20 protein-coding genes are annotated in these 25,536 nt (G+C 58.7%); 6 read left to right on the forward strand and 14 right to left on the reverse strand.

Features of this window, described 5'->3' with window-relative positions; genetic code table 11:
- Nucleotides 1–910, reverse strand: a 910-nt coding sequence (locus ABJK70_RS05190) for a glucose-1-phosphate adenylyltransferase (RefSeq protein ID WP_347257501.1), incomplete at its 3' end; no start/stop codon positions are given.
- Nucleotides 911–1,077: 167 nt separating this feature from the next.
- On the opposite strand from ABJK70_RS05190, the gene glgB reads away from it, so the two are divergent.
- Genes glgB through ABJK70_RS05205 form a run of 3 tightly spaced genes read left to right on the forward strand, consistent with a single transcriptional unit; the run spans nucleotide 1,078 to nucleotide 5,576 of the window.
- Complete coding sequence (gene glgB, locus ABJK70_RS05195) at nucleotides 1,078–3,264, forward strand: 1,4-alpha-glucan branching protein GlgB (protein ID WP_156879769.1); 2,187 nt, start codon at nucleotides 1,078–1,080, stop codon at nucleotides 3,262–3,264.
- Nucleotides 3,261–4,742, forward strand: a complete 1,482-nt coding sequence (glgA, locus tag ABJK70_RS05200) for a glycogen synthase GlgA (protein ID WP_077730560.1) — start codon at nucleotides 3,261–3,263, stop codon at nucleotides 4,740–4,742. The genes glgB and glgA overlap by 4 nt, the downstream gene beginning before the upstream one ends.
- A gap of 15 nt (nucleotides 4,743–4,757) precedes the next feature.
- Nucleotides 4,758–5,576, forward strand: a complete 819-nt coding sequence (locus ABJK70_RS05205; protein WP_347257502.1) for a hypothetical protein — start codon at nucleotides 4,758–4,760, stop codon at nucleotides 5,574–5,576.
- A 6-nt stretch (nucleotides 5,577–5,582) separates the two neighbouring features.
- Here the strand turns inward: ABJK70_RS05205 and ABJK70_RS05210 are convergent, their stop codons facing one another.
- The 11 genes from ABJK70_RS05210 to ABJK70_RS05260 all read right to left on the reverse strand — a co-directional run bounded on the left by ABJK70_RS05210 (nucleotide 5,583) and on the right by ABJK70_RS05260 (nucleotide 20,364).
- Nucleotides 5,583–8,090 (reverse strand): ABC transporter permease, encoded by a 2,508-nt coding sequence (locus tag ABJK70_RS05210; protein ID WP_347257503.1) that lies wholly within the window; start codon nucleotides 8,088–8,090, stop codon nucleotides 5,583–5,585.
- On the reverse strand, nucleotides 8,087–8,830 hold the full coding sequence (locus ABJK70_RS05215; RefSeq protein WP_347257504.1) for an ABC transporter ATP-binding protein: 744 nt from the start codon (nucleotides 8,828–8,830) through the stop codon (nucleotides 8,087–8,089). The genes ABJK70_RS05210 and ABJK70_RS05215 overlap by 4 nt, the downstream gene beginning before the upstream one ends.
- Nucleotides 8,831–9,241: 411 nt before the next feature.
- A complete protein-coding gene (gene egtD, locus ABJK70_RS05220) occupies nucleotides 9,242–10,213 on the reverse strand; it encodes an L-histidine N(alpha)-methyltransferase (protein WP_347257505.1) in 972 nt (323 codons plus the stop codon).
- Complete coding sequence (egtB, locus tag ABJK70_RS05225; RefSeq protein ID WP_347257506.1) at nucleotides 10,210–11,508, reverse strand: ergothioneine biosynthesis protein EgtB; 1,299 nt, start codon at nucleotides 11,506–11,508, stop codon at nucleotides 10,210–10,212. The genes egtD and egtB overlap by 4 nt, the downstream gene beginning before the upstream one ends.
- A gap of 224 nt (nucleotides 11,509–11,732) precedes the next feature.
- The gene (locus tag ABJK70_RS05230) at nucleotides 11,733–12,878 is read right to left on the reverse strand and encodes a hypothetical protein (protein WP_347257507.1); all 1,146 of its coding nucleotides are present in this window, start codon (nucleotides 12,876–12,878) and stop codon (nucleotides 11,733–11,735) included.
- The gene (locus ABJK70_RS05235; protein ID WP_077730566.1) at nucleotides 12,868–13,137 is read right to left on the reverse strand and encodes a phosphopantetheine-binding protein; all 270 of its coding nucleotides are present in this window, start codon (nucleotides 13,135–13,137) and stop codon (nucleotides 12,868–12,870) included. Before ABJK70_RS05235 ends, ABJK70_RS05230 begins: the two co-directional genes overlap by 11 nt.
- Nucleotides 13,113–13,646, reverse strand: a complete 534-nt coding sequence (locus ABJK70_RS05240) for a GNAT family protein (RefSeq protein WP_133718148.1) — start codon at nucleotides 13,644–13,646, stop codon at nucleotides 13,113–13,115. The genes ABJK70_RS05235 and ABJK70_RS05240 overlap by 25 nt, the downstream gene beginning before the upstream one ends.
- Complete coding sequence (locus ABJK70_RS05245) at nucleotides 13,624–15,228, reverse strand: amino acid adenylation domain-containing protein (protein WP_086134112.1); 1,605 nt, start codon at nucleotides 15,226–15,228, stop codon at nucleotides 13,624–13,626. The genes ABJK70_RS05240 and ABJK70_RS05245 overlap by 23 nt, the downstream gene beginning before the upstream one ends.
- A 5-nt stretch (nucleotides 15,229–15,233) precedes the next feature.
- Entirely contained in the window at nucleotides 15,234–16,298 is a 1,065-nt protein-coding gene (locus ABJK70_RS05250) for an LLM class flavin-dependent oxidoreductase (RefSeq protein ID WP_347257508.1), read from the reverse strand.
- Nucleotides 16,299–16,522: 224 nt separating this feature from the next.
- On the reverse strand, nucleotides 16,523–18,604 hold the full coding sequence (locus tag ABJK70_RS05255; RefSeq protein ID WP_347257509.1) for an iron-containing redox enzyme family protein: 2,082 nt from the start codon (nucleotides 18,602–18,604) through the stop codon (nucleotides 16,523–16,525).
- A complete protein-coding gene (locus ABJK70_RS05260) occupies nucleotides 18,601–20,364 on the reverse strand; it encodes a carbamoyltransferase C-terminal domain-containing protein (RefSeq protein ID WP_347257510.1) in 1,764 nt (587 codons plus the stop codon). Before ABJK70_RS05260 ends, ABJK70_RS05255 begins: the two co-directional genes overlap by 4 nt.
- Nucleotides 20,365–20,382: 18 nt before the next feature.
- On the opposite strand from ABJK70_RS05260, the gene ABJK70_RS05265 reads away from it, so the two are divergent.
- Nucleotides 20,383–21,435 (forward strand): fatty acid desaturase, encoded by a 1,053-nt coding sequence (locus ABJK70_RS05265; protein ID WP_168183804.1) that lies wholly within the window; start codon nucleotides 20,383–20,385, stop codon nucleotides 21,433–21,435.
- A 35-nt stretch (nucleotides 21,436–21,470) separates the two neighbouring features.
- Here ABJK70_RS05265 and ABJK70_RS05270 read toward each other — a convergent pair whose 3' ends face one another.
- Nucleotides 21,471–22,739, reverse strand: coding sequence for a cytochrome P450 (locus tag ABJK70_RS05270; RefSeq protein ID WP_347257511.1), 1,269 nt, complete (start codon nucleotides 22,737–22,739; stop codon nucleotides 21,471–21,473).
- A 142-nt stretch (nucleotides 22,740–22,881) separates the two neighbouring features.
- On the opposite strand from ABJK70_RS05270, the gene ABJK70_RS05275 reads away from it, so the two are divergent.
- A complete protein-coding gene (locus ABJK70_RS05275) occupies nucleotides 22,882–23,619 on the forward strand; it encodes a TerC family protein (protein ID WP_347257512.1) in 738 nt (245 codons plus the stop codon).
- A gap of 25 nt (nucleotides 23,620–23,644) precedes the next feature.
- A complete protein-coding gene (locus ABJK70_RS05280; RefSeq protein WP_077730574.1) occupies nucleotides 23,645–24,070 on the forward strand; it encodes a universal stress protein in 426 nt (141 codons plus the stop codon).
- 216 nt (nucleotides 24,071–24,286) lie between these two features.
- On the opposite strand, the gene ABJK70_RS05285 is transcribed toward ABJK70_RS05280, so the two are convergent.
- Entirely contained in the window at nucleotides 24,287–25,432 is a 1,146-nt protein-coding gene (locus tag ABJK70_RS05285; protein ID WP_347257513.1) for a TonB-dependent receptor, read from the reverse strand.
- Nucleotides 25,433–25,536 lie beyond the last annotated feature (104 nt).

Genomic DNA, 25,536 nt, shown 5'->3' on the forward strand with positions numbered 1-25,536 from the left:
CCTGATAAGTCCAAATCGGCCAATCCTTATCGTACAAGTTAAGCTCGGGATCGATGCCGATCAGCTCCATGTTGGAGGCCCAATAAGAGTCCACAGTACCGACGTCTCGCCAGTACGCTTGTACGCCACTTTGTACATCGCGGAATGGATAGACAAATACTCGATATTTTTTAATTACCGCGGGGATGATGTCTTTGCCGAAGTCGTGACTCGAACCCGGTGTGTCCGCATCTTTGATGAGCTGTTCGAACAAGAAGCCGGTGTTGAAGACATAAATGCCCATGGACACCAATGCATGATCGGGCCGATTCGGCATGGGCGGTGGATTTTCCGGCTTTTCGATAAAGTTGGAGACGCGTTTGTCTTCACTGACATGCATGACTCCGAACGCTTTCGCCTCGGCTAGCGGCACCTCCATGCAACCGATGGTCAAGTCGGCCTGCATTTCCACGTGGTAGGCCATCATCAAGCCGTAATCCATTTTGTAGACATGGTCGCCGGCGAGAATCAGGATATATTCAGGGTCCCTTTGGCGGAAGATATCCAAATTCTGGTATACCGCGTCGGCGGTCCCGGCATACCAAGCTTCCTGAAGGCGCTGCTGGGCAGGCAGGATATCGACAAACTCGCCCAGTTCGGCTCGTAAGAACCCCCAACCCTGCTGAATATGCCGAATTAACGAGTCCGCTTTATATTGCGTTAATACGCCAACTTGTCTGATGCCCGAGTTTATGCAATTTGAAAGTGGGAAATCGATAATTCGAAATTTGCCTCCGAAAGGCACGGCCGGTTTGGCTCGCCACTCGGTCAGCTTATGTAATCGTGTTCCGCGGCCTCCAGCCAGAATAAGAGCCAAAGTATGCCTAGTAAGGCGGCTGACGAAACGGGACGCATGCATCGACTCTGGCATGAAAGGCTCCTTTAGACTGTGCCATCCACTGGGGGCGCAAATTTGATACCATAACGCCCAGGTGTTTCGGGCATTTGCCAACGGCTATATTTTACTATCAGAGGCCAAATAAAGTGAACTCGACCGACACACAATCCGCGAACGAAGCCGGCGGCGTTTTGCCTCAGATGGATTCTGAATTGCAGCGGATCGTTCTGGCGCGCCACCACGATCCGTTTGCGGTTTTGGGTCGGCATCGGACCGAGGGTGGCGATGTCATCCGGGCGATTGTTCCGCAAGCCGAGACGGTGCGGATCGGGGAGCGAGGCCCGGACATGCAACGCATTCCCGGCACCGATGTGTTCGAATGTCATCTGGATCATGATTCCGTTCCCGAGCATTACCGCCTGTTATGGACGGACAAGTCGGGGCAGCCGCAAAGCCATATCGACCCGTATACGTTTCCGCCGCAGCTTTCCGACTTCGACCTTTACCTTTTCGGCGAAGGCAAACATTGGCATATCTATCGTATCCTCGGTGCCCATCCGCACACCGTGGACGGGATCGACGGCATCCTGTTCGCAACATGGGCGCCGAACGCGGAGAGAATCAGCGTGGTGGGCGATTTCAATGCCTGGGACGGGCGGCGGCATCCGATGCGGGTCCGGGGCAACAGCGGAGTGTGGGAACTATTCATTCCCGAGCTCGAACCCGGAACGCTGTACAAATTCGAAATTCGCAACCGCCAGCAGGGTACCGTTCTTTTAAAAACCGATCCTTACGGCCGGCAGTTCGAGCTACGCCCGAATACCGCTTCCTTGGTCGTGCCCGACCGGGCTTACGATTGGAATGACGACGATTGGATGGAACACCGCGCGAACCGCGATTGGCTCCACGAGCCCATGTCCGTTTATGAGGTCCACTTAGGGTCTTGGCGGCATGATGCCGAAGGCGAATTTCTAAACTACCGGGAGCTGGCCAAGCAACTCGTGGCCTATGTCAAGGAGCAGGGCTTCAGCCATATCGAATTACTGCCGATCACCGAGCATCCTTTCGATGGATCGTGGGGTTATCAAACCACCGGCTATTTTGCGCCCACCAGCCGTTTCGGTACTCCGGAGGATTTCCGCTACTTCGTAGATTACTGCCATCAAAACGGAATCGGTGTCTTTCTGGACTGGGTGCCCGCTCATTTTCCGAAGGACGCGCACGGGTTGGCCTGGTTCGACGGTACGCCGCTATACGAACACGAGGACCCGCGGCTCGGCGAACATCGCGACTGGGGTACGCTGATCTACAACTACGGCCGAAACGAAGTCCGCAATTTTCTGATCGGCAGTGCGTTATTCTGGCTGGAAGAATTTCACCTCGACGGACTTCGCGTCGATGCGGTCGCCTCGATGCTTTACCTGGATTATTCCCGTGAACCCGGCGACTGGATCCCCAACAAGTACGGCGGCAACGAGAATCTGGAAGCGATCGCCTTTCTGCGCGAGCTCAATACCGTGACGCACCAGCAATTTCCAGGCACGCTTATCATGGCCGAAGAATCCACCGCCTGGCCGCAGGTGACCCGTCCCACCTGGACCGGGGGGTTGGGCTTTTCGATGAAATGGAACATGGGCTGGATGCACGACACCTTGCTCTACATGAGCAAGGACCCCATCCATCGCCATTATCATCACGATCAGCTGACCTTCGGCTTGCTGTACGCGTTCACGGAGAATTTCATACTGCCGTTCTCCCATGACGAAGTCGTCCACGGCAAGGGTTCGATGCTGCAAAAAATGCCGGGAGACGATTGGCAGCGTTTCGCCAATCTGCGTTTGCTGTACACCTTCATGTTCACTTATCCGGGCAAGAAGCTGCTGTTCATGGGCTGCGAGTTCGGTCAAGGCGGTGAATGGAATTTCAGCAAGGCTTTGGACTGGTATGTACTCGCGTACCCCAATCACAGCGGACTCAAGCAACTGGTGAGCGATCTCAACCGCCTTTATCGGGAAAACCCGGCGTTACATAGGTTCGATTTCGAACAAAAAGGCTTCGAATGGATCGATTGCCACGATGCGCCTCAGTCGACTCTGAGCTATCTGCGACGGTCCTCCGACGAGTTCGCGGTCATGGTGTTCAATTTTACCCCGGTGCCGAGGCAGAACTATCGCATCGGCGTGCCGGAGCCCGGCGTCTACCGAGAGATCTTCAATTCCGACTCGCGTCATTACGGCGGGAGTAATATCGGCAATAGCGCCGTGACCACGGAAGCAAAGGAATGGATGGGAAGGCCGTATTCCATCAGTCTTACACTGCCCCCTTTGGCCGGAATCGTTTTGACTTGCGAGGTTCTTAAGGAGGATGAACCGGAACCTCCCGAATGAAGAAAATACTCTTCGTCACCAGCGAGGCGTATCCGCTCATCAAGACCGGGGGGCTCGCCGACGTCTCGGGAAGCCTGCCGATAGCCTTAAAGGGCCTAGGCCACGATGTCCGCATACTGCTTCCGGGATATGCTTCGGCCATGGCGGCAGGTCATTTCGAACAGGTCCGACTGCTGCACGGCGATGGCGAAATTGCCATTCTGGAAGGCGTTCTGCCCGGTTCGACGGTACCGGTTTGGCTGCTCGCCCATCCCCAGTACTTCGGGCGGTCCGGCAATCCATATTTGGGGCCGGATGGAAAACCCTGGCCCGACAATCCCGAGCGGTTCTCGTTGTTGTGCCATGTTGCCGTGGAGATGGCCATGAATCGGCTGGGACTCCGATGGAAGCCCGACATCGTGCACTGCAACGATTGGCAAACCGGTTTGGCACCCGCGTTGCTCAGCGACGAGCCGGGACGGCCAGCCACCGTTTTCACGATCCACAATCTCGCCTATCAGGGAGTCTTTCCTCACGAAACCTTCGTCAAGCTGCGCTTGCCGAATCGATTTTGGTCCAGTCAGGCGCTGGAGTTTTACAACCAGTTGTCCTTCATCAAAGGAGGATTGGTTTTCGCCGACCGGATCACTACCGTGAGCCCTCACTATGCCGAGGAGATTCAGGGAGAGGAGTTCGGTGCCGGACTCGAAGGCTTGCTCAAGCATCGCCGGGAGCGGCTCAGCGGCATACTCAACGGTATCGATGCCGACGCTTGGAATCCGGCCACCGATCCCTTTATTGGGACGAATTTCGACATCGATTCGCTGGAAAAAAGGCCGGCCAACAAAGCGGCGTTGCAGCGGGCGTTCAAGCTGGCGGAGGATGACGGGATCGTTTTGATGGCTTGGGTCGGGCGCTTGGTTCAGCAAAAAGGCATCGATCTCGTGATCGAGCTTCTGCCCAAGCTGATTCGGATGCCCATTCAGCTAGTCATCGTGGGCAGCGGCGAAGCCCGATACGAGCAGATTCTATTGCACTGGGCACGTCTGTATCCCGATCGTATCGCGGTCAAGCTGGGTTACGACGAGCCGAGCGCGCACCTGATCGAAGCCGGCACCGACCTATTCCTGATGCCTTCCCGGTTCGAGCCCTGCGGTCTCAATCAGATGTACAGCCAACGCTACGGGGCCGTGCCGGTCGTGCGTCATGTGGGCGGTTTGGCGGATACCGTGGACGATGCCAACGCCACGAATCTGACGATGGGCCGGGCTACCGGGGTGGTTTTCCGCGATGCTGCCGCCGATGATTTGTTCCACGCCTTGAATCGAGGTTTCGTGCTTTGTCAGAACAAGGTGCTTCGGGAGAAGGTCCAAAAAGCCGGTATGAGCAAGGATTTTTCTTGGCAGCAAAGCGCTCAGCGTTATCTCGATTTGTACGATCGGGCCATGGCCGATCGCCTGACTGCCGACAGCTTGCTGCGTCTCGACGTGGAAACCTAAGCTTTTCGTGCCGATATGTGGCTACGTCTCGCCTTTATCGCAATCGCCGTCACAGTCTCGAATGCCCCGGCCGCCGCTCAGGATTTGTCGACCATCGAGCTGTTCCACCGTCCGTCGGATGAGATGGTGCCGTTGATCCAGCCCTTGCTGGGGCCGGGCGATGTCGTAATCCCCGCCCGCGATCGGCTTATTCTGAAGGCCGACCCCAGAAAGGTCGAAGAAATCCGCGACTTGGTTCGGCAGCTCGATAAAAGTTCGCACAGACTTCTGATCACGGTCACTCAAGGCCGTGATCTGTCCACGGAAACCTTGAATGCGCAGGGGCGTTTGCGCGGACGGATCGATCTGAACCGTCCGGCCGATTCGGATATTCGTATCCGCGGGCATCTTTATCAGTCGGAAGGCCGCGATTCAGCCGGCCACACGCAACAGTTGCAGACTCTGGAGGGGCGATCCGCCTATATCGAAGTCGGAGAACAGATCCCTGTTCCGACTCAATCCTATTATGGCTATGGGTACGGCTACAGCGAAAACATCGAATACCGGCCGGCAACCACCGGATTTGCGGTAACGCCCAGATTGTCCGGCAGCGAGGTGATCATAGAACTGTCGCCTTGGTCCGACCGGCTCAGCCGGGACCGGTTCGGCGTCATCGACACGCAAAGCGCACACACGGTAATACGGGCCGCGCTCGGCGAATGGGTCGAGATCGGCGGACAAGTGGAAACGTCCGTCCGCGAAGAAAGCGGGCTCGCCAGCCGAAGCTATTCCACCCGCAGCCAGCAAAACAGGATTTTTCTCAAGGTCGAGGATTTGGACGCGGGTAAGCCTTGACGACCATTATTCCTCCCTCAACGCCAAGGCCGGAGTTAGTCTGCTTGCCCTCCATGCCGGATAGAGTCCGGCGATCAACGCCGCGGTAATCGAAAGAAGCGGCGCTTGCCACAGCTCCACGCCGGAAACCGCCAAATCCATGCTCCAGCCGAAAGACCGAAGGTTGATGACCTTGACCAGTGCCATGGCCAGGGCGAACCCCAGGGGCAGTGCAAGAACCCCGGCGCAAAGGCCCAGAAAACTGGTTTGCGTGAGCACGAGGCCGATCAGTTGCCGCGGCGTCATTCCCAGCGATCGCAGCACGGCGAATTCCCGCGTCCGTTCGAGCTGTATCGCCAGCAGCGCGCTCAGGATCCCGATCAGCGCGACCCCGACGGCGAGGAGGCGCAGCACATGGGTGACGGCGAAGGTGCGTTCGAAAAACTCCATCGAGGCTTGCCGGATTTCGATATTCGAACGGATCAGCACGGTGCCGGGTTGCCGAGTCAGGTCCTGTATTTTCGCTTTTACCGCTTCTGCCGTAATCCCGCTTGCGAGATAAAGGCCGAGCGAGGTTACGCCGGTATCGTTCCAAAGGTCCGCATACAAGTCCCGTCGCAGGACTGCGAGTCCCTGATCCGAGCGGTAATCGAAAAAGACTCCGGCGATGACAAACGGCTTCGGACCTCGTGACGTGCTCAACATTAAGGAATCGCCGGCTCCCAGCCCGTGCCGCGTGGCAAAAGGTTCGGAAACGATGACGACCGGCTCGGCCATAAACCGCTTCCAAACCGTCCGATCGTCGGCCGATTTGAAACGGAACGCCGGCCGCTCCGGGTAAGCCGGCTGAAACGCCAGGAGCTCGATGCGGCCGACTGAGGATTCGGCGAAGGTCCGGCGTCCGAGGCTGAAGCCCGCGATGCCGGGCAAGCGAACGGCGTCCTCCAGCAGGGATGAGGGCAAGGGTTCGCTCGCGATGCCGGTTTCCGTGGGACGGGCCACGTAAAGATCGGCCTGAAGCAGTTGTTGCAGCCAATCGGCAATGGTGAAGCGAAAGCTCTCCACCATCATGCCGACGCCGATGGCGACGGCTACCGAAATGCTCAATGCCGCCGTCGCCAAACCGGTTCGGCTCAAAGCGGCGGACGTACCTCGGATGGCCAGGCGGACGATTGGCCTGGCGGTGCGCGGACACAGTCTGGTGAGGCCCAGCATCGCTGCGGGGATAAAGAGCGCATAAGCCCCCGCCAGCAGGAAGATCCCGACTATCGCCGTAATCAGACCGGCCGCCGGCCAGTTCAGGAGGAAGACTCCGAGGATTCCGCTTGCTATCCCCAATAAAGTCAATTTCGGCAGCCACCGGCGCACGCTCTGTTCCAGGCCGGAGCGGCGCTGGGCGCGGACCGGCCGGGTCGAAGCCGCATCCAGGGCGGCGGGCAATGCCGCCAATACCGAGGCCGAGATTCCGATCGACAGGCTGCGCAGTAAAGCCGCAGGAGAGACCGAAAACTCCGTCACCGTGACGACGAAATACATATCGCTGATGGTGCGGGTGATTTGATCCAGAAGACCGCGAGCCGCGACCAATCCCAGCATCAATCCCAGCAAGCTGCCGAAGAGACCGAGCAGTCCGGATTCCAACAGGATTTCGCTCATGACCTGTCTGCGAGTGACTCCGACGATGCGGAGATTGGCGAGCAGCGGGCGGCGTTGCAGCACCGTGAAGGTCATCGTGTTGTAGATCAGGAAAAGGCCGACCAGCAGCGCCATCAGACTCATGGCTTTCAGGTTGATTTCGAAGGCATGGGCCATGCGCGCGGTTGCGGTGTTTCGTCCCGCGGCATCGATCAGCGCGGTGTTTTCGGGCAGCATGCCGCGTAGCTTCTCCAGTTCGCGGGATTCGTCGGGCAAGACGAGGTCGATGCGGTCGAGCCCGCCGATCTTGCCCAGTATCTCCTGGGCCGTGGCGATGTCGGCGAGCAGCAGGCCTTCCAAAGCGGGATCGGGCTTTTCCTCGGGATCGACATAGCCGACCACGCGTACCGTCCGCGGCGTGCCCGCGATCTCCACGGTCAGGTTGTTGCCGGGGCCGATGTTGAGCCGCTGGGCGGTGACACGGGAAATCAGCGCCGTATCGGGCTCCGTCAGAAGATCGACCAGCGCGGCGAACGATGATCGAGTGAGCCCTTGCCGTATCGGGCTTTCAGTGAAGGGGTCGAAGCCGGCGAGTCGCAGGGTCTGATCGTGCGCCGCGACATAGCCTTCGACGACGGGCGCCATGGGCACATCGCCTAAATCCCGTCTGAGCTTGGGATAAAGCGTCTCATCGAGGAGTCCGGCCCCGGCGACGATGTGATGGGTAGTCTTGCCGGTCAGCGCGCTCATCGACAGCTGAAAGGCGCGGCGCGAACTCTCTACGGCCAAATCCACCGAAACCAGCATCGCTACCCCGAGGGCGATCCCCAGAATCGCCAGCACGAGCTGTAGCGGATGCCGGTAAAAGTGCCGGCGATTGGCTTTGTTCAGCAGCGTCATCGTGACATGAGCCTGCCGTCCCGCAGCTCCCACACCGCATCGGCGCGCTCGGCCACTTCCCGGCTGTGGGTGGCGACCAGCAAGGTTTTGCCGCGCCTTCTGACGGCGTGATCGAGGAGATCCAGAATGTGCCGCCCCGTCGCGCTGTCCAGATTGCCGGTCGGTTCGTCGGCCAGAATCAGCGAGGGATCGTGCACCAGCGCCCTAGCCAGGGCGACCCTTTGTTGTTCGCCCCCGGACAGCGAATCCGGATAGCTGTCCTGCCGGTCGGCCAAACCGACTTCTTCGAGCAGCGTAACTGCCCGGCGCCGGGATTCGTCGGCGGAAAGGCCGTTCAGTTCGGCGGGCAGGGCGACGTTTTCCAGCACCGTCAAGGTCGGCAGCAGATTGAAGAACTGATAGACGAAGCCGATATGGCTGCGCCGGAACAGGGTTCGCTCCGGTTCGCGCAGTCGGTTCAGATCGAGATCTCGAACAATGATCGATCCGGAGTCTGCCACGTCCAGACCTGCGATCAGATTCAAAAGAGTCGATTTCCCCGATCCGCTCTGTCCCAGCAAGGCCACGAAGCGCCCTTCGCCGATGTCGCCGTCGATACCCTGGAGCACCGGACGCAGTCGGTCGCCTTCCCGATAACCATGAGTCACGCCGCGCAGCATCAGCAGCGGTCGCTCGGAATGGATGGCGGCGGGGGCTTCGGTATGCAAGTTGCCTTTGGTACTGTTCGTGACGAAACTCAAATCACATCGTCACCCCGGCATGGAAGGGGCCGACTAAAGGCCCGTTTGCGATTGGGACTGCCGGGGTCCAGGTTACAAGGACGTAGACGCCCCGCCATCCTCGGCCTCTGGATTCATGTCCCACAGTCCCTGTGCGGCACCCTGCGGGCGCTTCGCGTGCAAATCGGCCTCGCCACGCTACGCCGTCCCGCTTCGCTCGCGAGTCCTGGGCAGTCCTTCCCTGGCCTGCCCGCTCGCCGCATTGCGCCTCGCCCTGCCGATTTGTCCGGCACAAATTTGCCAGGAGCAAATTTGGACGTGCGCAGCACGGTCCGAAGGACGAACCCCGGGGACGGGGTGAGCAAGCCATGCCGGAATGACGAGCAATACTGACATTTCTTCCTTTGCGTGCGGTAAACGGCCGACACCGCCCTAAGACGGTAAGTCGAAGTAATGGATGCTGAACAGATTGCAGTCGTCCAGCCAACATCCTCGGACCCCGAATCCCGCCGTCCGGGCCAGCCTTTGAAATTCTTCGACCGTGTACTTGTAGGAATTTTCCGTGTGCACCGATTCGCCGTCGGCAAATGTGAGGACTTCTCCGGCCAGGTGAATTTCCTGCGCGCCGCGGCTGATCAGGTGCATCTCGATGCGGCTTTCTCGGGCATTGTAGAAGGCGTAATGATAGAACCGGCCAGGATCGAAATCGGCGTCCAACTCGGTGTTGAGGCGGTGCAACACGTTCAGGTTGAACTCACGGGTCAGTCCTTGCGCGTCGTTGTAGGCCCGGTGCAGCACCGCCGGATCCTTCTTGAGATCGACGCCGATCAGCAAACCGCCGTCCGGTTCCACGAGTCGAGCGACCCGTCGAAGGAAAGCCAGAGCCTCTCCGGGCTCGAAATTACCGATGGTCGATCCGGGGAAAAACACGACTTTTTTCGATTCGGCCGATGCCGGAGGCGGCTCGAACGGTTCCAAGCCGGCGGTATAGTCCATGCACATCGCGTGCACCCGCAACCATGGGTATGCGGCTCCCAGCGCCTGCACCGAAAGTTTCAGATGATCCTTGGAAATGTCCATCGGCATGTAGACGGCGGGGTGCAGGGTTTCCAGCAGGAGCTGCACTTTTTGGCTGTTGCCGCTGCCCGGCTCGATGAGGATGCAGTCCTTGCCGATGGTTTCCGCGATCTCTTGAGCGGAGTCGCGGAGAATGCCGATTTCAGTGCGGGTCGGGTAATACTCGGGCGTCTCGCAAATGGCCTCGAACAATTCGCTGCCCCGCTTATCGTAGAACAGTTTCGGGGGCAGCCGTTTTTTCGGGCTGAAGAGGCCGCTCAATACCTCGTCGAGGATATCCGCCTGCGCCGGCTCCCGGTCCGTGAATCGGATGCGCCGAGCGGTCATGAGCCATCCTCCGCCAAGCGGATGCCGGTAAACTGCCAGCGGTCCGGCGGATAAAAAAAGTTTCGATAAGTGGCGCGGATGTGCGACTCCGGCGTCGCGCACGAACCGCCTCGGAGCACCATCTGATTGCACATGAACTTGCCGTTGTATTCGCCGATCGAGCCGGCCAGCGGCTTGAATCCGGGGTAGGGCGCATAAGGGCTCCGGGTCCATTCCCAGACGTCTCCGAAAATCTGCGCGATATCGCCTCCTTCCGTTTCCGAAGTCGCAGCGGGATGATAGCGGCCCGATTCGCGGAAATGACCCCGAATCGTGCAACGGGACGCGGCGCATTCCCATTCCGCTTCGGTCGGCAGGCGTTTGCCCCGGAAACGGGCGTAGGCGTCCGCTTCGTAAAAGCTGACGTGGCAAACGGGCTCGTTCTCGTCGAGAGGGCGCATTCCCGACAAAGTCATCAGCCACCATTCGCCCTCGATGTTCTCCCAGTACAGCGGAGCCTGCCAGCCACGCTGCCTGATCGCCGCCCAACCGTCGGAAAGCCACAATTCCGCCCGCCGATAGCCGCCGGCCTCGACGAACTCCAGGTATTCGCCGTTGGTGACGAGGCGCGAGGCGAGGCGGTAGTCCCGGAGGTAAACCTTGTGGCGGGGTGTTTCGTTGTCGTAGGCGAAGCCCGAGCCGGCATGGCCGATCTCCCTGAGACCGCCGCCGTAGTCCAGCCATCCCAATGCCGACGCGGCCGGAGCTTTCGGATGGTTCGCGTGGCGATAGACCGGCCTCAGGGGATTGACGGCAAAGTTGTATTTGATGTCGGTGAGGAGAAGTTCCTGATGCTGCTGCTCGTGATTCAAGCCGAGCAGGAGGCGCGAAGCGATTTCATCCTTGTCCGACGGCGGCGGGGCAGTCAGCAATTCAGCCATGGCTTCGTCCACGTAAGCGCGATACCGGTAGATCTCCTCTACGGTGGGCCGCGCCAACAGGCCCCTCTGAGGCCGTGGAAAGAAGCTTCCGACGGTTTCGTAATAAGAGTTGAACAAATAACCGTATCGTTCGTGAAAGAGCCGGTAAGGTTTCAGGTAAGGGATCAGCAGGAAGGTTTCGAAGAACCAGGTGGTGTGGGCCAAATGCCATTTCGGCGGACTGACGTCGGGCATCGCCTGGATGACGTAATCCTCGACGGCCAGCGGCGCGCACAAGGTTTCGCTGTGCCTGCGAATGGCCTGGTAGTCCTCGAGCAAGGCATCGGTCGGATTCTCTTTGCGCGCGAAGCGAGCGGAACGATCGGCTTGTATCATGTGTTACCTCCCTGGATCGCAGGGGGCATTCTAAAACGCCGAGCCTTTCAAGGCTAACCGTAGTGTTACTAAAGGGGTAAATTCCAGCGCAAGAGGAGAATCTGTCAGTACACTTTGAAACAGTGCAGTGCGTGACGGAAAGTGATCGTTGTCAGAATGTCAAAACAATAGCTTTTTTCCGTCCGAATCGATTCATATTCGATTATCGGAAATTCGGCGTCGAATCAGAACTGTTCACGAAACCCCGTCCACCATTCGCCGTCAGCCCGTGTCAAAAAAGCTTGACCTGCATGAACGGCAGCCGTCACCTCGCTTCTGCGGGCATGCACCAAAGCCAGCGTCGGCGCCCGGTGATAGCTGCGGCACCGGTTGCGATACAGCGGATCGATAAGCCAGGCTTCCAGCCGGCCCTGCACGGCCGTCGCGCCGCGGCGGTCGGCATCGAGCAGCAGGGATGCGAAAGTTTCGTTCTCGTTATTTTCGTCCGCGACGATCTGCATCACCTCCGCGATGCGGCTGGGCGAAAGGTAATAAAGATACCAACCCGACAGCTTACCGTTCGAATCGCGGACCTGCCGTCCGATCAGCGGACCCCGCGAGGTCACGCTCGACATCTCGTCCAGCAGCCAGGCCAGATAGGATTTGCCGTAATCGGGGTGAAGACGCCAGCGCGCCGAGAGCCTAGGCCAAGCCGCCGCCATGGCTTCCGGCGCGAGATCTTCCTCGACAAGCTTTTCGGTGGAACGTGCCGGACGCAACATGCCGTTCTTCAAGAGGCTCCGTGCCGCACCGTCGAGCAGCACCGAGAGCGGTCGGGACATGCTTACGACCCGCCTGAGAGCAGGATGCTTCCGGCCGATGTATTGGCTGGCGAATGCCGCCGGCCGGAGTAACCGTATCCAGCCCAAGGAGTGCAGGTGCGCGGTCTGTCCTCCCAGTTGCTCCCACAAATAACGCCCCTGGTCGTTTGCGCCGTCGGTAATCGATAAATCCTGAGGACCGCCGAGAAAGTGCCGAAGCAAGAATACGCCGGCGCCCTTGGCCCTTGCCTCCGGAAGTGTCGCGAACGGTCCGCTGCACGCCATGCGTATCGGCCGGCCGTCGAAGATCATCCGCTGCACGCTCACTCTCAGAAATCCGCCGATTCGGCCTTGAGCATCCTCGTAGACCAGCGACGGAATCTCGGGATCGTAGCCTGGCGGATCGAGACACATGCGGCGTACATAATCGGCCAGTCGGTCCGGTGACGCGGAGCGATCCGAGCGGAATACCCGTTCGAGGACTGCCGCTACCGCCGCGATGTCATTAGACGTGAGCGGGCGAATGGACTGGCGCCGCAGAGTCCTGACTCGCGCCGGCTCAAGCGACATCGGTGAGATTCCGCCGGCTTTCGATATAAGCCGCAATTCGGCTTACCGAGCGAAATTTTTCCAGGTTCAGATCCAAGTCGTCGATCGATACCGAGATGCCGAACTCCCGCTCCAATTGAGCGATCAAGTTGACGAGCAGTAGAGAATCCAGCAATCCGGCGTCCACCAGATCGGTATCGGGCTCGGGAATTTCGATGTTGAGGCGATCGAAGAGGAGGCGCGTAACGGCTTGCATCAGTGACTCGGTGCTTTGAGGCATTTTGTTCTCCGGTGCTCATGGGCCAATAAATCGAATAGCAGACGGTCCAGGTATCGATCGCCCAGCCGGTGACAGCGTCGTTGCCGCCCGATCGGTCGAAAACCGGTTTTCTCCAGAACGCGGATCGACGCGACGTTTCCCTCCACGGCCCACGCGTTAATCGCTTGCAGCCCCAAGCTGCCGAAGCCGTGGTCCAGTAACTGGCGGACTGCCTGGGTCGTATAACCGCCGGTTGCGTACGTCTTGTCGCCGAGCACGTACCATAAAGTGGCGGTTTTGAAGAAATCCGTGATGCTGCTGAGCCCGACGATGCCAATCGGCTGTTCGCTCTCCGGCGGCGCGAAAAGGCGTAAACAGTGGATGTCGCGCTGGACCATCACCTGCAACAGCATTGGCGTCAGGATTTGCACGTCGCCGCCGAAGTCCAGCCATCGATAGTTCTCTTCGGCAGCGAGCCAGTCGGCGGCGGTCGCCAACCACTTGCCGTCAAGGTTCCACAGCTGTGTCATGTTGAAAGAGGCTCCGCAAACGAGGCCGGTCGATTTTGCCGTTGGCGTTCTTGGGGAGTCGCTCCAGTGGCAGCCAATGCATCGGTAACGCATAGCCCGGGAGCAATCGAGACGCCTGCTCTCGCAAATGGGCTGCCGACACCGTTGAACCCTGCCGCGGTACGTAGGCGCAGCAGATGGCATTGCCCTCGAATCCGTCGGTCGGCATGGCTACTACGGCACATTCTTCGAGGCTCTCGATCGAATGGAATGCCGCTTCGACTTCTCCGAGCTCGATCCGGTAACCACGGCTCTTGATCTGGGTGTCGGCGCGTCCGACGAAGTAGAACAGGCCATCTTCGCCTCGTCTCGCCAGATCGCCGGTCTGGTAGATGCGGTCTTCGGAGCCCGCCGCGTGGGGATGGGGCAGAAAGGCCGCAGCGGTTTTCTCAGGGTCCTTCCAGTAACCGGGGCTCAGGCCCGCTCCCCCGATGTACAAATCGCCGATTTCGCCGGGCGGAACTTCGTTCAGTTTCGAGTCCAGCACCAGCAACTCTTCGCCGGCGCAAGCGGTGCCGATCGGAATGTTAGCCAGACCATTCCGTGGGCATTCGGGGACGGTGTAATAACTGCTTGCGATGGTTGCTTCGGTCGGACCGTAAAGATTGGTAAACCGGACGTGCGGCAGTCGCTGCATGAAATGGATGAGGATCGGAGTGGGCAATACCTCGCCGCACCACAACATTCGCTTGAGAACCGGAAAGTCGTTTTGCATCACGACCCCGTGCTTGGCCATGAAGTTCAATACCGATGGGACCGAAAACCACTGATTCAACTCGGCCGAGCGGATGAATTCGGCGAGTTTGTGCGGCAATAAATTGAGCGCAGACGGGATCATGTGCAGCTCGGCTCCCGCCGAAAGCGTGCCGTAGATGTCGAACATGGACAGATCGAAATGCAAGGGCGTGTGGCCCGAAATCCGGTCGCCGGGTTCGATGCCGAAGTAACTCCGTGCCCACTCCACGAAGGCGATCACGTTACGATGAGTGATGACCACCCCCTTGGGGACGCCCGTCGAGCCGGAAGTGAATAGAATGTGCGCGATATCTAGCCCGTTGTTTTCGGTCTCCGGCGGTACGGAAGGATATGTGTCCACCTCGGTCATATCGAAGCATGCGGTGAATTTCCGTCCGTTCAAGCGATATTGCTCGATCGAGCCGATCATCATGGGGTAGTCGCCGATCTCTTCAAGGATGTCATCCAAGAGTTTCACCGCCTCGGACGAGACCAGCGCTCCCCACGGCTCGGAAATTCTGATCATCGGTGCCAGGCGCGCGGGGGGGCTGGTCAGATCGATCGGAACATAAACCGCATCTGCCTTGAGCACGCCTAGCATGGCCACGACGGCAGCCGGCGATTTAGGCAGCAACAGACAAATTCGATCGCCGCGGCGGCAACCGGCTTTTAGCAAATGCCAAGCCAAGCGCGAGCTCGCTGAATCCAGTTCTCCGTAAGTCAAAGAGGAACTTCCCAGGGTAACGGCAATGGCATTTGGGCGCAGCTCGGCCTGTCGGGATACGTAATCTTGCAACAGTTCGGGCACGGTGCTTACCCCTTTAGGGATTCTAGGGCTTCGCGAAAAACGACTGCCGTATGCTCCAGTTCTTCCTCGCTGGGCGGGATATCGAGAATGAAAGTACGATAGCCGAGCCTGACGTAGCTGGCGATTTCCCGTGCCACCCGTTCGTAACAGCCCACCAGATAAGGGCAAAACGTCTGGTAATTGTGGAAGGGGCCGAGCCAATAGGGGTTATCGTCGTCCACGGCCGCTGCATGCGACGACAGCTGTTTATGCCAGTCGGAGTCCGACACTTTCATTGCGAGATGATGGGTCAGCTGCCCTTCGCGGGTTTCCGGAAAACGCTCTAAGGCGGCCCGCCATGCCTGCTCGGCCGAGGAACGTGCCACGATGCCCACCCGAACGCCGCAGGGCACTCCGATATCCTTTTCTACGCCTCGCTCTTCATTTGGAGGCAAGGGGTACTTGATCGCGGTTGCGCCTATCGCGTGAGCCGCCGCCATACCGGCATCCGACGAGCCCGATATCAGGATGCCGGGCTGCAGCGAAGGCGGCAGCGACGGAGACATCTTGAGATTGTGGACGTGGTAATACTTTCCCTCGAAGCTTATGCCCGCCGGGCTCTCCAGCAGTTGCCGGATAATCGTCGTGTACTCGACCGTACGCGCGTAGCGCTGGTCATGGGGCGTATCATCGCCAAGGGCCGACAGATCGTTGCGGAAGCCGCCGGCCAGCATGTTCAAATAGACACGCCGCCCGTACAGAAATCCTAGCGTCGCGACTTTCTTCGCGGCCGTATAAGGGTGCATATAGATCGGCTGAACGGCCACCAGCGGAGCTAAGGTCGCAGTGTGTTCCAGAATGATTTGACTCACCAGCCACGGGTCCGCCAGCGAGTTGTCGGTGTAGACCAGAATGCCTCGGCATCCGATACGCTCGCTCCAGCGGGCTACCTCGATGACACGCTGTCGATAGGATTTCGGATCGCCGGTAGTGGATTGAGGGCAGGTCGAGAAAACGTCGATCGCGTCAAGACCGATGCGGCTTTCTCCGGAAAAATCGGCAGATGCACTGTTACGCTGAAGCTGCGACATAAAGCCTTCCTTGGAAATGTCGTTCCAGATCGTTGGTTAAAGCCTGCCTAGCGTGCGCAAAGCGGCCATTGTCCTTTTCGGCCGGGCAGTCGGATCGCGATTGGGCTTGACGCTTTTTCGATTCGGTGTCCGTGAATCTCTGAGTCAAGAATTGGCGTGTCGTTGCCCGATCGATACGTTCATATAAACGTCTTGTGGTCCGGTTCGCCCATTCGTACGTTTACCTATCTTGTCGGGTACGCCGTCTTCAAACGGTCAGCAAAATAGCGCTGCATGAATCGGCCCGTCATCGGCAGAATGGCGACGCCGAGGGATACGTAACCTAACCGGATTCTGCGCCATGCTTCTTGCATGCCCGAAAAATCACTCCGCTGTCGTACTCGGTCCAGGTAGAGCAGGATGGCGTCGCGTGCCCGGCCCGCATGCCCGGATGCCAGATTATCGATGGTCTGGTGAAGTTGAATGATGGTGGGATCGATTCCGTAATGGCGGAGAATATCCGCAACCTGCATATAGCCGGCCCCGAGTCCGCTCAACTCGATGGCGAGATTGAGACCCAGCAGTTCCGGGAAATAGCGGTCCTTGAGCAGCCCGATAGCCAGCATGTAAACCGGCAATTCAAACGCGGCGTCGGTTAATCTTCGATCCTGGGCGAAGCCTTCGGTCTCGAACTCGGGAATCGCCAAGTCCAAGCTCTCCAGCAGCCGTCGATAGACATTGGCATGATTGCGTCCCGGTCTGCCGTTTCCCACCTCGTCGGCATAGATATGCAACAGATGCCGTTCGATCTCGCCGAGATTTTCGGAGGCCGTCGGAATGGCGGCCAGCCAGCAGCCGTCGACCAGAATGGACGGCGCCAGTTGAAGAATTGCCCAAAGACAAAACTCCCGCCCAATCCTGGGATTGCCGTTCAAGGGACGATAGCGCGCGGCTTCCTGCCGATAAGCGGCTTCTATCCACTCGCTGAAGGCCGCCGGATGATAATAGCGCAAAGAACGACGGATCGGTTTCAGCAAGTCCAGCCATCGGCTGCGGCCAAGAATGCGCTTCACCGCGATCGTCGCTTCGGGCGGGCAGTCGCCGGCGGATTCGGCACGGAGCAGCGCGGAGAAGAGCCGTCGGCGGCTCATGGCAGGCGGCGAGGGCTGGTATTTTTTCGGTCCAGCGCGTGCGTTCTGTGGAGTTGGCACCGCACGGGGTTCGCTAATGGACCGGCTAGCCGTTTCGCCGGCGTCGATTGCTTCCGATTCGGCATCGGGATTTTCGATCCAGTTGAGACAGGACCGCCGTTCCTCTTCGGTGAACACGCCGAACATGGCGCCACCGAATTGCATGGCTCGAATCAGCCGGCCGGCGGCTGGACATCGGAGATCCACATAAGGCGAGGTGCGCAATGCTTCGAGCATCGGACCGGGATCGTCCTCGGCCTGTGCCAGCCATTGATCAAGGCTACGCTCTTGGAGCATCACCCGACGATGGTAGCCGACGGCGTACCGGCACTTCGCCCTAACGATGTCGGCCATGGCGTCGGCGGCCGTCGGGCGTCGATTCCGGTCGGCGGAGAAAGCGAGCAGAAGTGATTCGAACGCATGGCGGTAGAGGTGCCAGCCGGCGCGGATACGCGCCAAGTGGCCGTATTCCCGGAGGTGGGACTCCAACGCAGCTGATGCCAAAGGACGGACAGCGTTCGAAAATCGTTCCCGTGCCGAAATCCAAGCGGTTTCAGGGCTATCCGAGAGAGTAGCCCACCAAGCCGAATCCAAAAAGCAATGAGCAAGGGTGTAGCCCAGCAGCTCCGGAAAGAAGGTACGGGGTTTGTGCATCAGGCCGAGATGGAGGCAGGGCATGCGCAGGGCGAAATCGGGGAAACGCCGGTCGCTGAAAAAAGTAGGGCTGTAAATGGGCGGGAGCGTTATGGTCGAATTCGTCAACAAGCTCCGGAAATGTAGGGAAAGGGGCGGTGAGTCGTCCTCCAGCCCGATCGTTCGGCAGTAAATCGCAAATAGGTGACCGTGCGCGGACAAATGGCCCGTGGCCGGCTGGGATACGCGGGCCAGCCACGCGCCTTCGAGCAACGCGCTTGGACTGAGAGCCAAGAGCAACGATCGTCGTTCGGCTGGGTCGGCGACATTCGGCGCGTTAACCGGCACCCAGGTTTCGAGTTGGAAGTCGGGTCGATTTTGCTGCTCTTGAGCTTCGATCAAAGCGGCTTTCACGAACTCTTCGGCGGTTTGCAGAGTTCCTCGATCGGGAGGATCGTTCAGCAGAACCTGGCAAAGAGAGCGGAAATCCGGCGACGCGGTCATGGCTGAAGACCTGGCTTGGTGAACAGATGATCGTCGATGACCAGGGCGTCGAGGCCGGACGTGAGCAATACGCCGGCGGCGTCCTCCACGCTGTGCACGATGGGTTTGCCCATGACGTTGAAGCTGGTGTTGAGCAGGACCGGCACGCCGGTTCGTCGATGAAATTCGCCGAGCAGCGCATGAAAACGCGGATTCCAGTCTTGCTTGAGCGTTTGCAGCCGACCGGTGCCGTCGACGTGGACCACGGCGGGCACCCGGTCAAGTACGGTGGGCCTGAAGCGCAGAGTACGATCCATATAAGGGCTTTCCTGGTAGTTTTCGAAGAAATCCGGACCGTGCTCGTGCAGAACGACCGGCGCATAGGGACGGAAGCGTTCGCGGAATTTCACGTCTCGGTTGATGCGCTCGCCCATGTCCCGCGACCTGGGGTCGGCCAGAATGGAACGATTGCCCAGCGCGCGGGGGCCGAATTCGGCGCAGCCTTGAACCCAGCCCAAGATTTTTCCCTGGGCCAGAAGATCCGCGGCAGCGGTTATTACGGCTCCATCCGGCAAGTGTCGAACCGGAAGTTGTGCGTACTGAGCGAGACGTTCAATGGCGTCGCGCTTGATGCGGCTACCTAAATAGGGCGAAAGGCGGCGGGGTTCCGTCCGGCTTTCCGGATGGTCGTCGTGAAACGCCAGCAGGGCTGCGCCTAAGGCGGTTCCGTCATCGGCCGGTGCCGGCGGGACGTACAGCGATTGGAACGGCGTATGTGCCAACAGCTGACCGTTGCAGACCGAGTTGAGCGCGCATCCTCCCCCGAAAGCCAGATTATCGGACGAGGCGAGTTCGTGGAGATTGGCGATGAGCCGGTTGACGGTCTCGGTGAAGAAATGCTGGCCGGTATGGGCCAAATCCGCGACAGCCTCCGGTGCTTGATTCTTCAATCTCCGACGGGTTATCAGGCGGTTCAGGTACTCGAAGAATCGTTCGTAATCGGGAGCCAGGCGCAAACCCTCGATCCGCATCGTGCCGCGCAGCCAGCTCAAGACCTCCTCGTCGATCCGTCCGTAGGACGCGAGCCCCATGACTTTCCATTCCTCGCCGCCTATCCAATCGAAACCGCATAGCTCGGTGAGCTTCATATAGTAGAATCCCAAGCTGAGCGGGCCGCGTGCTTCGAAGAGAGGTTTCAGGCGTCCGTTGCGATAGGCGAAGAACGCCATGGAGCCTTCCTCGCCATAAGAATCGATTACCGCGCAGGCCGCCTCGTCGAAAGGACTCCCGTAACACGCCAGCGCGGCATGGGTCAGATGATGGTCGTAATGGCGGAAACGGACGGATGCGCCGGGAAAGTCGCGGCCCAATGTTCGCGCCAGGTTGAGCCCGATCCGCCGCATGGCGTGGTGCTGGCAAGCCAGCATGTGGTGGATCTGATACATTTCCAGCCACGTGGTAAGGCGGCGTCCTTTGCCGTTCAGGATGCCCCGGGGCGACAGCCAGCCGAGCATCTTCGCGAGTCTTTCGTAGATCGGCCGGGATCGGCGCCAGTTGCAAGCAATGACGAATTCATCGGCATCGCCGCAATGCTCGCTCAGAAGCTTAGGGATAAGGTATAGGTTGTCCGGCTCGCAATTCAGGGCGCGCTTGTATTGAAGGTGGCGTTCGGTAGCCTCCGCGAATAAGATCTCGCCCGCATGGTTCAGGATGGACAGCGCCGGATCGTGATAGGTCGCGCAGAGGCCAACATAATACGTTCGGGTGTCGTGTTTTTTCATCGCCGATTCCGAAAGCCTATGGACATTCTAACGAAAACTGCGGGGGTCGGGATTCCGAGAACGGTTCGTCTGCCGGATTTTCTACCGCCTTGGTGGTGCGGTTTCGGTCTCAGCCTGTTTATGCCGATCTGCATTTTCGCGTTTTTCGCAACCGGCCCCCATCCGGCGGTTCAGGCCTTGGCTTGGACATTGCCGATGGGCGCACTCTTTGCGGCCGATTGTTTCGGTCCTTCCGAGCGGCGGTCGGTGCCTGCCGACGCTCCGCGCTGGTTTTTCGACGGAATCCTGTATGCGCTAGTTCTATTGCAGATACTGAACGCCCTCGCTTTGGGACTCTTGGTCTCGCGGCTTAGATGGGCCGGCCCGCTGGAAGTTGCGAATAGCCTGGGCAATCTGTTGGCCGTCCGGATCATGGCCGGAGCCAATTTTTGCTGCGCGGCAATTTGTCCTGCCCACGAACTCATCCACAAACATCGCCGATGGCACCGGATGCTGGGACGATTTCTGTTTGCCACCGTGTTTTACGATCATTTTTCGATCGCGCACAAGCGGGCTCATCATGCCATGCTGGGCAGTGCGCTGGATCCGTCGACCGCTATTGCGGGCGAATGCTACGAGGACTTTTTTCGGCGCGTGGCGATTCAACAATGGCGGATTGCCTGGAATGCCGATCGAAGGGCTACTTTGACCGGAGCGGCCGTCGAAGCCGTTTGGCTCGCAGCATACGTCTGGCTGTTCGGGCTCTTGGCGGCTGCGGTGTTTCTGCGATGCGCCTATCTCGCCATACGGATCTTGGAATCCGTCAATTACTTCCAGCATTACGGTTTGACCCAAGCCTCCGGCCGGTCGCGTTTAGCAGCCTGGCGCAACGACTCCGCGGTCAGCCTGTTTCTGTTTCTGGGCCTCACGCGGCACGCCGACCATCATCGTCGCCCCGGGATACCTTATCCGGAACTGTGCGCACCGACCGAAGGACCCGCCATGCCTTACGGATATTGGGGCATGGCGGTGATGGTGCTGAGGCGTAACGAGAAATACCGGGCTTGGGTCGATTCGCAAGAAAACGTATAAGATGACCGAAAGGGAGCGCTCGCGATTGTTCGCCCCTACCAATGCGCCAGCAAATGGGCCAGGCCGCGGATGGTAATGGTCGGCTTCCACGATGGATGATCGATGTTCTCCAACTGTAGCTCCGGCAGCCTGCGGAGCAGGGCGTCAAGCGCCGTCTCGAGCTCGATGCGCGCGAGCCGGGCTCCCAGGCAGTAGTGCATGCCGCCCCCGAAGGATAGCGGTTTTTGCGGAAGTTCGGCGCGTTCGATCAGGAATCGCTCGGGTTCTTTGAACACGGCCGGATCGCGGTTGGCTGCACCTAGATTGATGTAGACCGTCTCTCCTTGCTTGATCGTTACCGCCCCGACGGCGACATCCTGCATGGCAACGCGAGCGGCGATATGAACGGAAGTCTCGTAACGAAGACACTCGTTCACGGCTTGCGGCAGCAATGACGGGTTTCCTCGAAGCAAATCCAACTGGTCGGGATGCCGAAATAGTGTCAATAGCGCATTGCCAATCATATTGGCCGTGGTTTCGTGCCCCGCCAGAAACAGTAGCGCCATATTGGCGATGATTTCATCCTCGCTCAACCGATCTTCGCCTTCCTCGGCCTGAAGGAGCAAGGAAACCAGGTCATTGCCAGGATTTTTGCGACGTTCGCGGCAAATTTCGCGGAAATAGCGGTCGAATGCGTGCGAGGCCCGGTTGGCGGCGTCGATTTCGTCGGCACCGATCGGACTCAATTCGAACACCTTGACCAGTGCTTGGGTGTCGGCGAGGAATCGGAGGCTGTCCTCGAGATGTATATCGAGAAGTGCGCAGATGACCCGGACTGGAAGCGGGTAAGCGAATGTCTTGACCAAATCGGCGCGGCGGCTATCGATAAAGCCGTCTATCAGGCGATGAGTTTCCCGCTGGGCCAGATAGCGCAGTTCGGGGGCCTGTTTCACGCCGAAAGCTTTGCTGACGAGCGTGCGCAGCCGAGTGTGCTCCGGAGGGTTCATCAGCAGCATGAACCGATTCACCATCTGAAAGGCCGGCTCCATGACGGCGTCCTTTCCGTAGCGGCTGGCGACTCCCGCCAGAAAATCCTTGCCGAAGCGGGCGTCGCGGAGAATTCGATTGGCATCCTGGTAGCGTGTCGCCAGCCAGATGCCGGGCATGAGCGGACAAATCGGTGCGTCACTGCGCAACTTGGCATAGAACGGATAAGGATCGGCAAAGAAGGCGGGGGAGTCGAGATTGATGTTGAGCACGGCGGCCAATTCTGTCCAATAGGTTGTTGGAGACGGTCGAAGATACCCGATCCACGACAGATCCATAAACGGGAGATTTTTCCGGCACAGTTTGCTCCTCGACCGGTTGCTTGCTACTTCGCCGTCACGCGGTGAAAATATCTTCTTTTAAGGATGTTCGAAATTTCCTTCCCTCATCAGGACCACACCTCGGCCGGAAGCAATAATCATGTCAGGACTTTTTGTCGATCCTCAGTTCTGGATCGGACTCGGCGAGATTATCGTCGTCAATATCATTCTCTCGGGCGACAACGCGGTGGTAATCGCTCTCGCCGCGCGTTCACTCCCGGAACAACAGCGCAATCTCGCCATAGTCTGGGGATCGGTTGCCGCCATTTTGATGAGGGTCGTCCTCACCTTAGTCGCAGTGGAAATGTTGCGGCTTCCTTATTTGAAGATCATCGGCAGCGTGCTGCTGTTCTGGATTGCCGTGCAGTTGCTATTGCCCGAGGGTGACGGCGGCGAGGGTGTCGACGGCCACGATAATCTTATCGCTGCGATCCGGACGATCTTGATTGCCGATCTGGTCATGAGCCTCGACAACGTTATCGCAGTTGCCGCGGCGGCGAAAGGCAACGTACTGCTCCTGATACTCGGTCTGGCGATCAGTATTCCCCTAGTGATTTTCGGCAGCACCGTCATTCTGCGCTTGATGGACCGGTTCCCGGTAATCATTGTGCTCGGGGCTGCTTTGCTCGGTTTCGTATCGGGCGAAATGCTGGTCACCGATCCGGCGTGGCCCGGGCCGGAGGGCCATTGGCTGCATGACGTAATCCCCTTTGCCGGTGCCGTTCTGGTGGTCTTGGCCGGCAAGTGGTTGGCGCAGCGTAAAGCGACGACGGCACAGCACCGGGTAGTGGATCTCGCCGCCGAAGACGAGCAGCCGAAATCGGGCAAAACGGGCTAACGCCACCTATTCCAGGAGAATACGCATGTTAAGAGTATTGGTTCCGGTCGATGGCTCCGAAAATTCGATCCGCGCCGTCGATCATGTGCTCAAAAAGGCAGCCTGGTACAAGGAGCCGCTGGAGATTCATCTCCTTAATGTCCAGCATCCGCTGCATGGCGAGGTACGTATGTTCCTCGATGCCGAACAGATCCGCGCGTTTCACCATGACGAGGGAACCAAGGCCCTGGAGTCGGCGCGTAAAGTTTTGGACGGAGCCGGGATTCCGTACATCGTTCATATCGGTGTCGGCAACCCGGCTGAGGTGATCGTTCAATACGCGAAAGAGAAGGGCTGCGATCAGATCGTCATGAGCGCTCGCGGCCTTGGTTCGGTCGCGGCTCTGCTCATGGGGTCGGTAGCCACCAAGGTCATCCATCTGAGCGAAGTGCCGGTGTTGCTTGTGAAGTAATCCCGTAGATGCGTGATCGTTCCGCCGCGTCATAAATGGATTGTGCGCGGCATGAACGGATGCGGGTGCTTGTGACGTTCTCGCCTATCCAGGTTTCAAAGTGACTTGACGATCAGCCCGTTAGTCTACGGGGCGACGGGGTTTGCAACCGAACGCGTCAGATTGCAAGCCCCGTTATTTCATTTTGTCGATATCGAGTACTATCCGGCCGCTACGTTAAAACCGGTATTCCACGCCACCGAAGAAAGCCCGCCCATCACCCGGATAAAACTGCGCCGCATCGCGTCCGTCGGCATTGGCGATGACGCCAGTGGTTGCCGCATATTTTTCGTCGGTCAGGTTCTTCGCTTCGAAGTAGGCGGAAAATCCTTGTTTGGTCCTGTAGCCAGCTCGGAAGCCCATGAGGGCATAGGCGTCGGAGGACAGTGTGTTGGCCAAGTCGACCGGGATGCGGGTAGCGGACCACTCCACGTTGGGGCCGGCGTAGAAGCCGGACGGATGCTCATAGCGGAGTTCCGCTCGCAAGTAGTGTTCCGGAATGCCTGGCAGGCGGTTGTTGCCGTAGGTCGGGTCGTTGTCGAAGCGGAAATCGTTCCACATGTAAGCCTGACGCAGAACGATATTTTCGATGGGGCGGATTTCAAGACCGAGTTCGATACCTTGGTGTATGGTCGTGGAGTCGGCGTTTCGGGTGATCGTCGCCGTTCCGCTCGGATCCGCCGGATCACGCAGCTGCAGCAATTCGTTCTCGATCCACGCATGGTAATAGGACAGGTCCCAGTTGACCATGCCCTCCTGTCCGCGCGTCCCGATTTCTACGGTGCTGCCGCGTTGAGCCGAAAGCTGAAGCGGGGTATTGCCATATTGAAGGGTTAGTTCGCCGAATGACGGGGGCTCGAAGCTGCGGCTGAAATTCACATAAGCTTGGCTATTGGCCGTGAATTCCCAGCGCGCGCCGATTTTCGGGCTGACCCCGAAGAAATCCTGGTGGTCGCTTTGATCGCCATTGCTCAGGAAGCGATCGGTATATTCGCGTGAGGCATAGGACAGTTGAAGGCCGGTAACCAGGGCCAATTGATGCAAGATATAGTGTTGGTTTTCGCCGTAGAGATCGATGTTGATGGCGTCTTGCGTACTCTTGGCCCTTCTGGCGCCGCGGTGGCCGCCGACGTTGACGAAACGGTCGTCCTGGGTTCGGCCGCCGGTCGGATACAGACCCAGGATGAAAATATTCTTGCGGCCGAACAAATCGTTTTCATTGGTATAACGAATGTTCATGCCGTAATCGTCGGAGGTCTGGTCAAGAACCTGAAAAATTGGGTGGAAAAGGTCCTTACCACCCTCGACTATTATCTTATCCATTTCCCTTTTATAACTCTCTCTATGCCTGACAGGTCTCTTGTCAAAGAAATGTCCTTGAATCCAGCCTCCTCGAACATCTCTGTTACCCTACCAGATTGGTTTAC

Source organism: Methylocaldum sp., from assembly GCF_039794385.1.
Taxonomy (GTDB): domain Bacteria; phylum Pseudomonadota; class Gammaproteobacteria; order Methylococcales; family Methylococcaceae; genus Methylocaldum.

What these genes read in the sequence shown, in the direction of transcription:
- glgB (WP_156879769.1), top strand. Translation starts at nt 1,078, where the DNA reads ATGGATTCTGAATTGCAGCGGATCGTTCTGGCGCGCCACCACGATCCG.
- glgA (WP_077730560.1), top strand. Translation starts at nt 3,261, where the DNA reads ATGAAGAAAATACTCTTCGTCACCAGCGAGGCGTATCCGCTCATCAAG.
- ABJK70_RS05205 (WP_347257502.1), top strand. Translation starts at nt 4,758, where the DNA reads ATGTGGCTACGTCTCGCCTTTATCGCAATCGCCGTCACAGTCTCGAAT.
- ABJK70_RS05210 (WP_347257503.1), bottom strand. Translation starts at nt 8,090, where the DNA reads ATGACGCTGCTGAACAAAGCCAATCGCCGGCACTTTTACCGGCATCCG.
- egtD (WP_347257505.1), bottom strand. Translation starts at nt 10,213, where the DNA reads ATGACCGCTCGGCGCATCCGATTCACGGACCGGGAGCCGGCGCAGGCG.
- egtB (WP_347257506.1), bottom strand. Translation starts at nt 11,508, where the DNA reads ATGATACAAGCCGATCGTTCCGCTCGCTTCGCGCGCAAAGAGAATCCG.
- ABJK70_RS05230 (WP_347257507.1), bottom strand. Translation starts at nt 12,878, where the DNA reads ATGTCGCTTGAGCCGGCGCGAGTCAGGACTCTGCGGCGCCAGTCCATT.
- ABJK70_RS05235 (WP_077730566.1), bottom strand. Translation starts at nt 13,137, where the DNA reads ATGCCTCAAAGCACCGAGTCACTGATGCAAGCCGTTACGCGCCTCCTC.
- ABJK70_RS05240 (WP_133718148.1), bottom strand. Translation starts at nt 13,646, where the DNA reads ATGACACAGCTGTGGAACCTTGACGGCAAGTGGTTGGCGACCGCCGCC.
- ABJK70_RS05250 (WP_347257508.1), bottom strand. Translation starts at nt 16,298, where the DNA reads ATGTCGCAGCTTCAGCGTAACAGTGCATCTGCCGATTTTTCCGGAGAA.
- ABJK70_RS05255 (WP_347257509.1), bottom strand. Translation starts at nt 18,604, where the DNA reads ATGACCGCGTCGCCGGATTTCCGCTCTCTTTGCCAGGTTCTGCTGAAC.
- ABJK70_RS05260 (WP_347257510.1), bottom strand. Translation starts at nt 20,364, where the DNA reads ATGAAAAAACACGACACCCGAACGTATTATGTTGGCCTCTGCGCGACC.
- ABJK70_RS05265 (WP_168183804.1), top strand. Translation starts at nt 20,383, where the DNA reads ATGGACATTCTAACGAAAACTGCGGGGGTCGGGATTCCGAGAACGGTT.
- ABJK70_RS05270 (WP_347257511.1), bottom strand. Translation starts at nt 22,739, where the DNA reads ATGGATCTGTCGTGGATCGGGTATCTTCGACCGTCTCCAACAACCTAT.
- ABJK70_RS05275 (WP_347257512.1), top strand. Translation starts at nt 22,882, where the DNA reads ATGTCAGGACTTTTTGTCGATCCTCAGTTCTGGATCGGACTCGGCGAG.
- ABJK70_RS05280 (WP_077730574.1), top strand. Translation starts at nt 23,645, where the DNA reads ATGTTAAGAGTATTGGTTCCGGTCGATGGCTCCGAAAATTCGATCCGC.
- ABJK70_RS05285 (WP_347257513.1), bottom strand. Translation starts at nt 25,432, where the DNA reads ATGGATAAGATAATAGTCGAGGGTGGTAAGGACCTTTTCCACCCAATT.